The following is a 13,584-nucleotide window of genomic DNA, read 5'->3' on the forward strand; positions in this document are numbered from 1 at the left end:
TCGCACCTGTATCTCCCCCTAGTTTCTGCGCCCTTGTATCAGGCGCCAATCCACAAATCCCTCTTTTAAGCCTTGCAGCAAAACTTCAGCCGTGCCCATATTGGTTGCAAGGGGAACATTATAAACATCACACAAACGGATCAATGCGGTTACATCCGGTTCATGCGGCTGTGCTGTCAACGGATCTCTGAAAAAAATCACCATGTCCATATCATCTTTTGCGATCATGGCTCCAATCTGCTGGTCGCCGCCTAGAGGGCCGGATTGGAAACGGATGACATCCAGTCCTGTTCCGTCTATAATGCGCTTACCTGTAGTGCCCGTTGCATATAATGTATGTTCGGTTAAAATCGGTTTGTAGGCTGTAACAAATTGAATTAAATCGTCTTTTTTCCGGTCATGAGCAATTAAAGCGATTTTCATTAAATCTTCCCCTTTTAAATGATATGTTCCAAACCGTAGATCAATTCTTCTTTTTCCATCACTGTTTCTATTGAAAGAACAACGCCGGACATAAACGAGCCGCGATTAAAAGAATCGTGTCTTATTGTCAGCAATTGCCCTTCTCCTCCAAGCAATACTTGTTGATGGGCAACCAATCCTGGCAATCGGACGCTGTGGATTCGCATGCCGTCATAATCAGCACCTCTAGCGCCTCTTAAAGTCTCTTTTTCTTTCGGATGGCCCTGTCCATGAACCGGGCGCTGATCGGAAATCAAATGCGCTGTCTTCATCGCAGTACCTGAAGGGGCATCTAATTTTTGGTCATGATGCATTTCGATAATTTCGATGTCCGGCAGATATTTAGCTGCCTGTTCCGCAAATTTCATCATCAGAACAGCACCTACTGCAAAGTTTGGCGCAATAATGCAGCCAATTTTCTCCTCTTTTGCCAATTGGGTAAGTTCGTCCAATTCCTCATCCGAGAAACCCGTAGTCCCGACCACTGGGCGAATATTTAGCTGCAGCGCCGTTTTCGTATGTTCATAGACGGATTCGGGAGAAGTCAAATCCACTAGTACATCCGGTTTTGTTTCGGCATGCAATTTTTCCAAATCCACATAAACGGGAACTTGATAAGTATCCGGAAATAAAGACGTATCCGCCAAACTTTCGCCGATTTCTTTGTAATCCAAAGCGGCTACCAATTCCATATTTTCATTTTTCATGACCGTATGTACAGCTTCCTGGCCCATTTTCCCTCGGGCACCTGCTATCGCTACTCGAATTGCCATTAATTTCCTTCCTTTCTCGTCCAACGGTCTTTATCCCGCGTATTGAATTTCTCCATGACACCGTCATGGGCTTTTGCCAAATCGATATCCATTGAATTCGCCATGCAGATCAGGACAAATAGAACATCGCCCATTTCTTCTTCAATGGAATTCTTTTGTTCGGAGGATTTCTTTTTCTTCGGGCCGAATTGATGCATGACTTCGCGTGACAACTCTCCAAGCTCTTCTGTCATCCGTGCCATCATTTCCATCGGGGTGAAATACCCTTCTTTGAATTGTCCAATATAATTATCCACATCTTGCTGCAATTGTCTCATTGATTTATCTCCGCTCATATCATCACACTCCTCATCTCATCGTAAAGAAAACTAGAGTTGTTGTCAAAATCAGAATAATAAACGATAATACAGAAGTTGAGTTTTTCCAAAAGGAGTTGGTTCGGTGTCATGAAAGGTTTACAGTTGAAGAATATATTCTTCATTTTGCTTGGTGCAGCTATTTATAGTTTCGGTTTTGTCCATTTCAATATCCAGAATGAATTGGGTGAAGGAGGATTTGCCGGAATTACCTTGATTTTATTTTTCCTTTTTAATTGGGACCCTGCGTTGATGAACTTATTATTAAACATCCCTTTATTCTTCATCGGTTGGAAACTTCTTGGAAGGAAGGTTTTCCTTTATACGATCATCGGCACGGTTGCGGTTTCGGTGTTCTTAAAAATCTTTTTGGTCTACGAAATCCAAATCGATTTGCATAATGATCTGTTCTTGGCTACTTTATTTGCCGGAGTGTTTGTCGGTGTCGGCCTTGGCATCATTTTCCGCTACGGCGGGACTACGGGCGGAGTGGATATCATTGCCCGTTTGGTGCAGAAATACAGCGGCTGGAGCATGGGAAAAACGATGTTTCTATTCGATGCCTGTGTTATCGTCCTTTCACGCTTGACGTTCCTCGATAACCGGACGATGATGTATACCTTAGTCGCCGTTTTTGTCGGGGCACGCGTCATCGACTTTGTACAGGAAGGCGCTTATTCCGGACGTGGGGCCATGATCATTTCAAATTCCCAAGAAGAAATCGCCATGCGCATTGCGAATGAAATGGATCGAGGCATCACCATTCTCCGCGGCTATGGCCACTTCACAAAAGAAGAGCGGGAAGTGCTCTATTGTGTTGTAGCTAAAAACGAAATTGTCCGGCTTAAGAATATTATCAACAGCGTCGACCCCCATGCATTTGTTTCCTTGACGGAAGTCCATGACGTCATGGGTGAAGGATTCACGCTGGACGAACAAAAACAGCCAATTGGCTGAACATAGAAAAAGCCGGCCCATTCTCGGGCCGGCTTTTTCTATTAAGATCTGTTCATATTTGTGTAAATAAGCAATAACCGTGCAAGTTCCAATACAGCTACTGCAGTGGCTGCGACATAGGTCATGGCAGCGGCACTCAATACTTTCTTCGCATGGCGTTCCTCGTCGTTGCGGATGATATTATGCTCCAATAGCTGGTCCATCGCCCGGCTAGATGCGTTGAATTCTACCGGCAACGTAATCAATTGGAATAATACCCCAGCTGCCAACAAGATGATTCCGATCAGCAAACCCCCGCTCCAATAAGTAAACAAACCGATCATGATGAAGACCCATGACATATTCGACGAAATATTTACAATCGGAACTAAACGATGGCGCAATCTCAAGAATGAATAATCTTCAGCATCTTGGATCGCGTGACCCACTTCGTGCGCAGCAACTGCTGTACCCGCTACAGAAGCGTCGTGATAGTTATGGCTGCTTAACGCAACAACTTTTGTGAGTGGATTATAATGGTCACTTAACATTCCGCGGCTTTCAATTACTTGTACATCCGTTAATCCGTTGCGGTCTAATATAGTTCGTGCAACTTGTGCCCCAGTAATCCCGGAAGTTGACCGTATTTTTGAATATTTACCGTAGGTCCGTTTTAATTTAAACTGTGCCCACATTGGAATAATCAGCAAAATTATAAAATAGACGATAAAACCCATCTAATTATCACACCTCTCTTTTATTCCTCTCTCCTTATTTTACAAGGATTGGTCAGCTATGGTCAACTGATACGGCGCGAGGTTTATTGAGGTTCACAACGAAAAATGCAAAGGCGATGCATGCAATCGAAAGCCAGAAAGTGAAGTAGCCAATCTGGGCACTATAGGCATCTAAACTGCGATAAATGGGCATCTGGCCAAAGACATAATCTATAACATCGTTATGCAATGTCCAAATGGCAGCGAGCGAAGCAGAAATCCAGCCGAAGCGATAATGGTCAATATACAATACAGCTTGAAGTGCCATAGCAAAATGCGAACCGATCAGCATCCATCCCATCCAGCCGATCGAACCGGTTTCAACCAGTGTAAGCAGATTCATCACAACTGCCCACAAACCATATTTAATCAATGTGACTACCGCTAAAGCCTCGATCAAGCCATTCCTTTTGCCAATGAGCCAAAGCCCTAAGACAATGGTAAAGAACATACTCGCGGTTGGACTGTCTGGCACGAAAATAAGGAATTTGGGCTCGGTGATGTCCAATTGCCATTTATACCAAATGAAGCCATAGACAGTCCCGCCTAAGTTAATCAGAAATACTAAGAACAAAAATGGCCGGAACATCAGCCATGCAGAAATTTTTTGCATAAACGATATCAACTGGCTCACCCCTTCAGATAGAAAAAAAGAGCCGGTTTCCCGGCTCTTTTTCGCTATTATTCTTCTCCGCCAAGTCCAGCGATGAATTCAGTCATGACTTTAAGGTCTTCTTCTGAACCATCCCAAGACGGCGGCATTTTTTGTTCTCCATCTTCTTCAATACCGTTTACAGCGATTTCAGCAATTTCTTCAGCTGAAAGGCCAGTAGCAGTAAGAGCCGGTCCAACTGCACCTTCTAAATTATCGCCATGGCAACTGATGCAAGCGGCGCCTGAGTAAATTTCATACCCCGGGTCGGCTGTATCGATTTCCACTTCTTCCACGATTTGTCCTTGTGCTTCAGCAGCTTCCCAGTCATGGTTCGCAACAGATTCCCAAGTAAGGAAAACGATTGAAGCCACTGCAAGAAGCATAAATCCTGTTGGAAGCGGACGTTTTGAAGGGCGTCTTTCTGGACCTGGATCCAAGAACGGCGCAAGAGCCAACGCACCAAATGCAAGACCTGGCATAATGATGGCACCGACGATGTTGAATGGACCAGATGCAAATTCATACTTTAATAATTGGTATAAGAATAAGAAATACCAGTCTGGCAATGGAATATAGCCTGTATCTGTCGGATCCGCTTGGCCTTCAAGAGGTGACGGGTGTGCGACAGTCAATAGCAAATAACCAATTAAGAAGACAGCACCAATCATCCATTCTTTCAAAAGGAAGTTTGGCCAGAAAGCTTCTGTTTTGCCAGGATATTCGGAGTAATCTTTGGGAACGTTCGGCATACGATGCTGTAAGCCTTTAACACGGGAGTCCCCAACGAATTTCATCCCTTTTCCGCGATGCATAGTGTCCCCTCCTTAAATAAATCCTTGTGGCCGCTAGTCTTATAGCGGGCCAGAAATACCTTGTCTTCTGATCATGATAAAATGCGCTGCAAGCAACCCAAGCAAAGCAGCTGGCAAGAAGAATACATGGATCGCGAAGAATCGTGTCAATGTTTGAGCACCAAGGATTGTTGAATCCCCAGCAAGCAAAATTTTGATTGACTCACCGATAACCGGTACAGAAGCGGCAATTTCAATACCAACTTTTGTTGCGAACAATGCTTTCATATCCCATGGAAGCAAGTAACCAGTGAAACTTAAACCAAGGATAACGGCAAATAGCATTACGCCGACGATCCAGTTCAATTCACGCGGTTTTTTGTAAGAACCCGTAAAGAATACTCGTAGTGTATGTAGGAAAATCATTACAACTACAAGAGAAGCTCCCCAGTGGTGCATCCCACGCACAATTTCTCCAAAAGCGACTTCGTTTTGAAGATAATAAACCGACTGCCAAGCATTTTCAATATCAGGTACGTAATACATTGTCAAGAACATACCAGATAGAATCTGAATTACTGTGATGAAGAACGTAAGTCCTCCGAAACAGTAAACGAATGCTGAGAAGTGGTGTGCGGGGTTAACATGTTCCGGTACTTCATGGTCAGCGATATCGCGCCAGATAGGCGTTATATCCAATCGCTCATCAACCCAATCATATAACTTGTTTAGCACTGGTGTCGTACCCCCTAACTATTAAACTATTGTGTTCGCTTTTACTGCCCCTAGAGCCACAAAACCATCTCTGTCTTCAACTTCGAATTCATCGAGCGGCCCAAGTGGCGGTGTTCCAGCGACGTTTTGACCATTTTTCTCATAGCGCCCTGCGTGGCATGGGCAGAAGAATTGGGTCGGGTGTTCCGGGTCGGCTGCCCAGTTTACTGTGCATCCTAAGTGTTTGCAGACTGGTGAAAGGGCAACGATTTTATCTCCCTCTTTGTACACCCACGCTGAACTAGTTACTTCAGATGTATACCATGCATCTACTTGTTCATAAGCGAAGTCAACGCGTACAGGTTCTTCTGATAAATCAGCTACTGCTGTGTCAGTCAATATGAAATCTCCAGCATCGTGCTGTTGGAGAATTGGGTCAACTGCAAAACGAACCATTGGCATTAGCATACCTGCCGCCATAAATCCGCCAACACCTGTTAACGTATAGCCCAAAAATTGACGTCGTGATACACGATTATTACTCATCCTTATCCCCCCTCTAACATTCAAGGTCAGTCCAATGGACATACTCATTTCAAATATAATTACTAGGACAACCTAATGATATATCAATCAAATGTTAAGGTCAATATCGCAATGAAGCGAATATGACAGTTTGTGAACATTTCATGAAGGCTTCGACCATTCTTTTAAGAAAACAGGCAATACCTGGCGCAGTTGGTCTTCCATGACCGATAGCTTGAAAGATTGATCCATGTTTTCCGTCGGAATGGCTGGAAGCCAGATGACATTTGGCGCAGTTTCAATGGCTCGCCATTCCGGGTCAGTTGTGACATAAAATACATGTTTAAATTCTGTGTGGTTTATTTCAGCGGAAATCTCCGCAGCAAGCCGGGATCGGTCTGAAGTTTTGCTGTAGGAAAGCGGCGGAAAAAGCAGCACACGTCCTTTAAATTGTTTTTCTAATAGATTGGTCAATGATTGCAAATAGTCGGAGGCGCTAGCGCTAGGCTTTAATCCGCCTGGGCTAAGGTCCAACTGAACCAAAGGCACAACAGCAGTATCGACATACTCTTTTTGCTGTACGTATTGATCCATATCTTTACCTGTAAAATGCATAAAGCTCATTCACTCTCCATTTTCTTTAAAGTCTTGACAGAATGAAGCAAAGCAGACAATTCAAAAAAACGTTCCCGGTCATTCGAATCCAATGCTTCATCAATTTGCTGGAGGATTTTCTCCTCCTGGAATGTAGACATGCTTTCTTCAAGAACTTTTTCTGCAATTAGGCGGTCCTGATCCGTAATCGACGCATTCTTCGGCATATACGGATTTTCTTCAAGCACCGATATATAGAGAGGCGAAGGCGGACGGTTCGGAAAGTTCAATTGCACATACAGATCTTCATTGGGATTCAGCCGCAAATCATGAAAAGATTTCTCAGCATCAGCCGTCATGAGATTGCCTTTATAAAAACGGAAAGGAATTTCTTCGGATTCTGTAGAAGACATCACCATAGCACGTGGACAATAATGCGCTTCTTCCACAAAATGTGTTTTTTCCAGAAGCTCTTCATTGCTTAGCATATAGTTAAGAATCCAGATGCATTCCCTTCTCTTCATCTTGTAGGATTGCAAAAACCATTTGACGAATTGCTTTTTCTCCCCAACAGAGATATAAGCGGTCATTGGCCAACCTCCTTTCATTCGAATGACTGCTGCCAGTCAAACCATTCAGGGTTTTCAGGTTCTAAAACCTGCAGCTCTTTAATGATTTCGAGAGCTCGCTCCCTTTTCCCTTCTTCAATTAAAAAGCGTGCGAATTTTTCAAGGAAGTTCGGATCATCTTGAAAAGCAGGATAGGCTTTTTCATAATATACCGTTGCTTGATTGAATTGTTCAGTCCGTTCATAAGATTCAGCGAGCATAGGATAAAGTCCGGCCCAATCATCTTCGTTGGCAATGACATTTTCCGCCAGCTCCAATACATCCTCATCCAATTCTTCCGCAAGGAAGTATGAAATCAGCGTATAAATGGCTTCCATGTATTCCGGGTCTAACGCAATGGCTTCACGCAAATACTTCACACCATCTTCTGTATGCCCAAGCTTCATGGCTAATTTTCCGGCGAATAAATAAAGTTCTTTGCCAAACTCATCCCGGGCTATCCCTTCTAGACTCGCCTTATAAGCCGCTTCATAATCTTCGGCCAAATTATAGCTCTGCGCCCGAAGCAGATAGGCAGAGAAATAATCCGGATCAATTTCAAGCAGTTCATTCAGCTGGCGCACGGCCAGTTCGTATTGTTTCGTCTGAAACGCAGCGAAAGCTGCACGGTACAATACATCCGGCTGTACTTGCTGTTTTAAAGCTGCCTGGTAATGGGGCAGCGCTTCTTCGTATGCAGCTCCAGCGCTGTAAACTTCAGCCAGCCTTTCAGACAGATCGATGCCTTCTATCACAACTTCCTGATCTTTTAAATCCTGATAAATTTTAGCTGATTCAAGGTACCTTCCTGAATCCAGCAATAATTCCGCTTTCGCCTGCATAAGCAAAGGCTCATCCGGCAGCAAGTCGATTGCTTCGTTCAGCCGGCTTTCTGCAGCTTCCAGCAACCCTTGCAATTGGAATAGATCGGCAAGCGTAACAAGCGCTTGTGGATACAATTCATCTTCTTTTGAAACTTCCATCAAACTATTCAGCGCTTCATCTTCCCTGTCGATTTCGATCAAGAGATTGGCGCGGTCAATCTTAAGCTGCCCTTCTTCAGGGAAAATGTACTGAAGATGCTCCAGCACTTTTATCGCTTCTTCTACGTAGCCGATTTCCGCCAGCCATTCGGCCAATCCGTATTGTTCATCGGGATCTCCGCTGAGCAGATAAGCCTCCAGTAAATTATTGACGGAATCAGGATCTCCCAGTTCCACCGCTTTTTGAATATCCTTTATACTTGCCATGCAATCACCTATTCTTTTCAGTTTCATACTTCCATCCTACACGAAAGTTTGTTCGAATCATAATAAAAAACTCCCCCTAAGGAGAGTTATTGGAGCAAAGAATTCATCTCTTCGACAAAATTTGGAAACGACACAGCGATGCAATCCGGGTCGTCAATTGCCACCTCTCCATCAGCAATCAATGCTGCGACAGCAGCCATCATGCCAAGGCGGTGATCTCCATATGACTTCATGGACGCACCGTGCAATTTGCTCGGACCGTTAATAATCATGCCATCTTCCGTAGCGGTAATATCTGCACCCATTTTAGACAATTCTGCGACAACCGCCGAAATGCGGTCAGTCTCTTTTACCCGAAGTTCTTCAGCATCTTTAATGACCGTCTGTCCTTCAGCTTGGGTTGCAATCAAAGCAATCAACGGAATTTCGTCGATCAAGCGGGGAATCAAATCACCGCCGATTTCAATCCCTTTCAAGCGGGATGAGCGGATTGTCAAGTCTGCAGCTGGTTCACCTGCCGTTTCAAGTTCTTCGACATCAAAGTCGGCACCCATCTGTCCAATCACATCGAGAATCCCTGTACGTGTCGGATTTACTCCCACATTTGTCAATTTCACTGTACTCTTATCCGTGATTAAGGCTGCTCCGATCATAAATGCAGCTGACGAAATATCACCTGGCACTTCAACATGCGCGGCTGTCAGCTTTTGCCCGCCTTCGATTTCGATGCGGCCGTCTGCTGTTCGGTTGATGCTCGCTCCGAAATGCTCCAGCATAATTTCTGTATGGTCACGCGTCGGCATCGGTTCTATGACGACCGTCTTGCCTTCTGCTTTCAATGCTGCAAGCAATATAGCCGATTTGACTTGGGCACTTGCTACAGGCAAGGTGTATTCGATCGCTTTTAACTGGGTGCCTTGGATGGCTAAAGGCGTAAATTGGCCATCCTGGCGGCCTCTTATATCCGCCCCCATCTCACGCAGCGGGTTGATGATCCGCTTCATCGGCCGTTTTGCAATCGATTCATCTCCTGCTACGACTGAATGGAACGAAGAACTGGCAAGCAGCCCCAGCATTAAGCGGGTCGTGGTTCCAGAGTTTCCCGTATCTAAAACTTCTGAAGGTTCCTTCCAAGATGCCTCGCCTCCACTTTTAATGCTGACCGACTTTCCGTTCAGCTCAATTTCCACCCCCATCTTCCGGAAGCAACTGATGGTGCTCAAACAGTCATCCCCGAGCAAAAACCCTTCGACTGTCGTCGTACCTTCTGCAATCGAACCGAACATGATGGCACGATGGGAGATGGATTTGTCGCCTGGTACTTGAATTTCACCTTTTAATGATGGTTTTGAAAAAGTTAAAGTCAATGCCACAATGCCGCCTCCTTTTACGAAATATAAGAATCATAAGATGTTCTTCTATTAAAACAAGCCCGAGCCTTTTCCCGATCTTCCGGTGTCTGGAAACTGATGACGAGGATACCGAAGACATCTTCACGGGTCTCGATGATCCGCAGATTGACTATGCTGATCTGCTCTTCAGCTAAATAACCCGTAATTTCAGAAAGAATACCGGGAATATCCGGAATGTCGATATACAAATCATATGCACTGTATAATGCCCCATGCCCTGCAATCGGCAATTCGTCGCGGAATGATTTTGCTTCTTGGAAATAATGTTGAATGGCGGTTTCTTCATTTTCGACCAACAACTCCCGAAGCTCCGCCATTTCCGCCATCCAATTATCCATTTGCTGTACAATCATTGCATTATTTTGAGTTGTGATGTCCCGCCACATTTCTGGATTCGACGAAGCGATTCTCGTAATGTCGCGGAATCCGCCCGCAGCCAGTTGACGAGTAAAAGGATATTCTTCTTCTTTCGCCAATTGGTGCACAAGCGATGCAGCAATCAGATGCGGGAAGTGGCTGACAATGGCCGTCATATGATCGTGGTCTTTTGCTGACAGAACTTCAATTTTTGCTTTCGTGACCGAAAGAAGTTCTTTCAAAAACGCAATGCTTTCCGTTGAAGTTCCTTCGTTTGGCGTCAGCACATAAAATGCATTTTCGAATAGCACTTCCTTTGCTGCTTCCACTCCGCTTTTATGGGATCCCGCCATGGGATGTCCTCCGATAAAGATGCGATCAAGATTTTTTGCCGCTTCCATGATCGTTTTTTTCGTACTGCCGGTATCCGTCAAGATAACGCCATTTTTCAAATCCCAGTACTTGCTTTGCTCCATCAATTTCAAGGTTGTCGCCACCGGCGTCGCAAAAATGATCACATCCGCTTCCTTGGCTGCAATTTCCACAGATGGTGGAGAACTATGTATGATTCCCATTTTATAAGCTTTTCTAGCTGTCAGAGCATCCGCATCGTATCCGGAAATATGCGCTTCTGGATGGCGTTGAAGGGCCTTTGCCAACGACCCGCCAATCAATCCGAGGCCGATGATTAGGACATGAACGTTCATTTCGCTTCCACCTGGCTTTTCTTCACTAGATCCGGTCTAAGCTTAACTGCATCATTCAAGTAAATATGCTGGATTTCATTTTGAGCGACTTCCGTATTCACGTGCATCATGACACGGATGCATAATGGCAAACTTCCGGGAACATCCATTTCATGCGTGCACATTACTGGAACATAGGTCCAATTTTCAAGAGTCCGTACAGCTTTTGCGGGAAAAGCGGAGGAGATGTCAGTAGTTGTTGAAATAATGACCGATGCTACAGCATCCGGATCGATTCGGTTTTCCATGGCCATCTCTGTGACAAGTTTTTTTGTTTCCATTAAAATTTCCTCAGGCTTATCTGCTGAAACCGTGATGGCTCCTCGAATTCCACGAATCATTTCGTCATCTCTCCAATCTTCAAACGTAATTCTTCATAACTTTTTGCAGCAAATTGCTCTTCGATTTTTTCCATTTGAGGCTGCGCGATTTGGTGAAGCATGACAAAATTCAAGTTTCCATTCGATGACTTTTTGTCTTTTTTCATATAAGGCAGCAAGTCTTCAAACGAAATTTCCACTATCTTCTCAAATGGATAGCCATGCCGGAATCCCCACTCCAAAAATACAGCGAACTTATCGTTGCCTGATAGATGAAGGGCATAGGCCATGCCTAGCACGACAGCTTCTCCGTGCGTGATTTTTCCGTAGCCAAGATGCGCTTCTAAAGCGTGTGCCAAGGTGTGCCCAAAATTCAAAAACTTTCTCATCCCATTTTCAAATTCATCTTCTTCTACAATAGCAGCTTTGACCGCAATGCCTTTTTCAAGATGCGCTATTAATTGCTGTTCGGTTAAATCTTTGAAAGACTCCACAGCCAGTAACTCATCCAACCATTGTCCATTTGAAATAAAAGCATGTTTGATGACTTCTGCCATGCCCGACCGCCATTCGTGATCCGGTAAAGTTTTTAACAACTGGACATTGTAAAGAACCGTTTCAGGCTGATAAAAAGTGCCAATCATATTTTTCCCTAAAGCATGGTTAATCGCTGTTTTGCCGCCAACCGCGCTGTCATGAGCCAAAATAGTCGTAGGCACTTGAATATAAGGGATGCCGCGCATAAATGTGGATGCGACAAAACCGGAAAGGTCGCCTGTCGCACCTCCACCAAAAGCAAGGATCAAGGTTTTTCTTGAACAGCCCTCTGCTAGCAAAAAGCTATGGCAGTCCATGAAAACGTCAATTGACTTTGCCTGTTCACCTGCAGGCACTTTAAAAACATCCACTTTATATGATTCTAAATACGGCAATAATCGGTCTAAATGAAGTGAAGCAACTTTTTCATCCGCAATTACAATAATACGGTCGGCAGATCCAAGCAATTCATGGTATTCGGTATTAAATAAATCAAAGACATCCGTTCCAATATGTACACTGTAGGGCCGTCCGGCTTCTACTCGAATGGTCGGCATAATCAGAACCCCTTTGTATAATCTAAGTAATTCTGCAAGTTTTCTTTGAGCCTCGGAAGCTGATCTGCATCAAATTGCTCTAATAGCGCATTAGCAGCTTCCCATGCAACAACATGTTCCGCCACAATCGACGCAGCTGGAACTGCACAGCTGTCGGAGCGTTCGATGCTTGCCTGGAAAGGCTCTTTCGTTTCAATATCAATGCTTTGAAGCGGTTTGTACAAAGTCGGAATCGGCTTCATGACGCCTCTGACGATAATTGGCATGCCCGTCGTCATACCGCCTTCAAAACCGCCTAAATTATTTGTTTTGCGCGTATAGCCCTGTTCTTCTGACCATAGGATTTCATCATGGACTTGGCTGCCAGGTTTTCTCGCCATTTCAAATCCAAGGCCGAATTCCACGCCTTTAAATGCATTGATGCTCATAACCGAAGCCGCAATTTTGGCATCCAGCTTCCGGTCATAATGGACGTAGCTGCCGATTCCAGGCGGCATTCCTTCAACGATAACTTCAACCGTACCGCCTATCGAATCGCCATTCTTTTTCGTTTCATCTATTAAATCAGTCATTTGTTTTGTAACGGACGGATCTGCACAGTAAACCGCATCGTTTTCAACGATTTCCCGAATTTCTGCTGCTGATTTTCCGGTATAGCTTTCCGGATTCGTTTTTATGCCGCCAATTTCCGTTACATGGGAAACAATCTCTATTCCTAATTGTGAAAGCAATTGTTTGGCTACTGCACCAACAGCTACACGAACCGTTGTTTCCCGCGCAGACGAGCGTTCTAGAACGTTCCGAAGATCCCGGTGGCCATATTTCATACCGCCATTAAGGTCTGCATGTCCGGGACGTGGACGTGAAATTTGACGTTTTACTTCATCGGTTTCATCAATCGGTTCGATTCCCATGATATTCGTCCAATGCTTCCAGTCATCATTCTTAACGACTAAAGCGACAGGAGAACCCAGCGTTTTCCCGTGGCGCACTCCTGATACGATTTCCACTGTGTCCTTCTCAATTTGCATGCGTCTACCGCGGCCATGGCCGCCTTGTCGCCTTTTAAGCTCTTTGTTAATCATTTCTGCCGTTAAAGGCATTTGTGCCGGCAACCCCTCAATAATAGCTGTAAGCTGTGGCCCATGTGATTCTCCTGCTGTTAAATAACGCATCTGCACTTTCTCCCTTCAACGCACTAAAGTATTTATGTAT

Annotated in this window: 17 protein-coding genes; 1 reads left to right on the forward strand and 16 read right to left on the reverse strand. The window is 44.7% G+C overall.

All coding sequences use genetic code 11. The features are described from left to right. Positions 1–18: 18 nt before the first annotated feature. From mgsA to NFU07_RS02085, 3 genes are read right to left on the reverse strand one after another with little or no spacing between them, the layout of a single operon-like run. Positions 19–423, reverse strand: coding sequence for a methylglyoxal synthase (gene mgsA, locus NFU07_RS02075; RefSeq protein ID WP_251473948.1), 405 nt, complete (start codon positions 421–423; stop codon positions 19–21). Between the two features lie 14 nt (positions 424–437). After that, the gene (dapB, locus tag NFU07_RS02080; protein ID WP_251473951.1) at positions 438–1,235 is read right to left on the reverse strand and encodes a 4-hydroxy-tetrahydrodipicolinate reductase; all 798 of its coding nucleotides are present in this window, start codon (positions 1,233–1,235) and stop codon (positions 438–440) included. Beyond that, entirely contained in the window at positions 1,235–1,570 is a 336-nt protein-coding gene (locus NFU07_RS02085; RefSeq protein ID WP_251473954.1) for a nucleotide pyrophosphohydrolase, read from the reverse strand. Before NFU07_RS02085 ends, dapB begins: the two co-directional genes overlap by 1 nt. A 111-nt stretch (positions 1,571–1,681) precedes the next feature. On the opposite strand from NFU07_RS02085, the gene NFU07_RS02090 reads away from it, so the two are divergent. Next, on the forward strand, positions 1,682–2,548 hold the full coding sequence (locus NFU07_RS02090; protein ID WP_235196434.1) for a YitT family protein: 867 nt from the start codon (positions 1,682–1,684) through the stop codon (positions 2,546–2,548). A gap of 41 nt (positions 2,549–2,589) precedes the next feature. Here NFU07_RS02090 and NFU07_RS02095 read toward each other — a convergent pair whose 3' ends face one another. The 13 genes from NFU07_RS02095 to aroC all read right to left on the reverse strand — a co-directional run bounded on the left by NFU07_RS02095 (position 2,590) and on the right by aroC (position 13,544). Beyond that, positions 2,590–3,264 carry a zinc metallopeptidase gene (locus NFU07_RS02095; RefSeq protein WP_235196435.1) on the reverse strand — a complete coding sequence of 225 codons (675 nt, stop codon included), beginning with the start codon at positions 3,262–3,264 and terminating at the stop codon, positions 2,590–2,592. A 52-nt stretch (positions 3,265–3,316) separates the two neighbouring features. Beyond that, the gene (lhaT, locus tag NFU07_RS02100; RefSeq protein WP_397443693.1) at positions 3,317–3,928 is read right to left on the reverse strand and encodes a lipoprotein heptaprenylglyceryl N-acetyltransferase LhaT; all 612 of its coding nucleotides are present in this window, start codon (positions 3,926–3,928) and stop codon (positions 3,317–3,319) included. A 56-nt stretch (positions 3,929–3,984) separates the two neighbouring features. After that, entirely contained in the window at positions 3,985–4,770 is a 786-nt protein-coding gene (locus NFU07_RS02105) for a menaquinol-cytochrome c reductase cytochrome b/c subunit (RefSeq protein WP_251473956.1), read from the reverse strand. Positions 4,771–4,809: 39 nt separating this feature from the next. After that, positions 4,810–5,484 carry a menaquinol-cytochrome c reductase cytochrome b subunit gene (gene qcrB / locus NFU07_RS02110; protein WP_235196439.1) on the reverse strand — a complete coding sequence of 225 codons (675 nt, stop codon included), beginning with the start codon at positions 5,482–5,484 and terminating at the stop codon, positions 4,810–4,812. A 21-nt stretch (positions 5,485–5,505) separates the two neighbouring features. Next, complete coding sequence (locus NFU07_RS02115) at positions 5,506–6,009, reverse strand: QcrA and Rieske domain-containing protein (protein ID WP_235196440.1); 504 nt, start codon at positions 6,007–6,009, stop codon at positions 5,506–5,508. A 141-nt stretch (positions 6,010–6,150) separates the two neighbouring features. Next, positions 6,151–6,612, reverse strand: coding sequence for a DUF2487 family protein (locus tag NFU07_RS02120; protein WP_251473958.1), 462 nt, complete (start codon positions 6,610–6,612; stop codon positions 6,151–6,153). Next, positions 6,609–7,172 carry a ReoY family proteolytic degradation factor gene (locus NFU07_RS02125; RefSeq protein WP_251473960.1) on the reverse strand — a complete coding sequence of 188 codons (564 nt, stop codon included), beginning with the start codon at positions 7,170–7,172 and terminating at the stop codon, positions 6,609–6,611. Before NFU07_RS02125 ends, NFU07_RS02120 begins: the two co-directional genes overlap by 4 nt. A gap of 14 nt (positions 7,173–7,186) precedes the next feature. After that, on the reverse strand, positions 7,187–8,440 hold the full coding sequence (locus NFU07_RS02130) for a tetratricopeptide repeat protein (RefSeq protein WP_251473962.1): 1,254 nt from the start codon (positions 8,438–8,440) through the stop codon (positions 7,187–7,189). Positions 8,441–8,526: 86 nt separating this feature from the next. Then, positions 8,527–9,813: a 3-phosphoshikimate 1-carboxyvinyltransferase gene (gene aroA, locus NFU07_RS02135; protein WP_251473965.1), complete on the reverse strand. Its 1,287-nt coding sequence runs from the start codon at positions 9,811–9,813 to the stop codon at positions 8,527–8,529. Between the two features lie 14 nt (positions 9,814–9,827). Further along, positions 9,828–10,916, reverse strand: a complete 1,089-nt coding sequence (locus NFU07_RS02140; RefSeq protein ID WP_251473967.1) for a prephenate dehydrogenase — start codon at positions 10,914–10,916, stop codon at positions 9,828–9,830. Beyond that, positions 10,913–11,296, reverse strand: coding sequence for a chorismate mutase (aroH, locus tag NFU07_RS02145; RefSeq protein ID WP_251473968.1), 384 nt, complete (start codon positions 11,294–11,296; stop codon positions 10,913–10,915). Before aroH ends, NFU07_RS02140 begins: the two co-directional genes overlap by 4 nt. Continuing rightward, entirely contained in the window at positions 11,293–12,369 is a 1,077-nt protein-coding gene (gene aroB / locus NFU07_RS02150) for a 3-dehydroquinate synthase (protein ID WP_251473969.1), read from the reverse strand. The genes aroH and aroB overlap by 4 nt, the downstream gene beginning before the upstream one ends. 2 nt (positions 12,370–12,371) lie before the next feature. Continuing rightward, positions 12,372–13,544: a chorismate synthase gene (aroC, locus tag NFU07_RS02155; protein ID WP_251473971.1), complete on the reverse strand. Its 1,173-nt coding sequence runs from the start codon at positions 13,542–13,544 to the stop codon at positions 12,372–12,374. Between the last annotated feature and the right edge of the window lie 40 nt (positions 13,545–13,584).

Origin of the sequence: Planococcus sp. NCCP-2050, from assembly GCF_023708025.1 — a bacterium.
Classification (GTDB): Bacteria; Bacillota; Bacilli; order Bacillales_A; family Planococcaceae; genus Planococcus.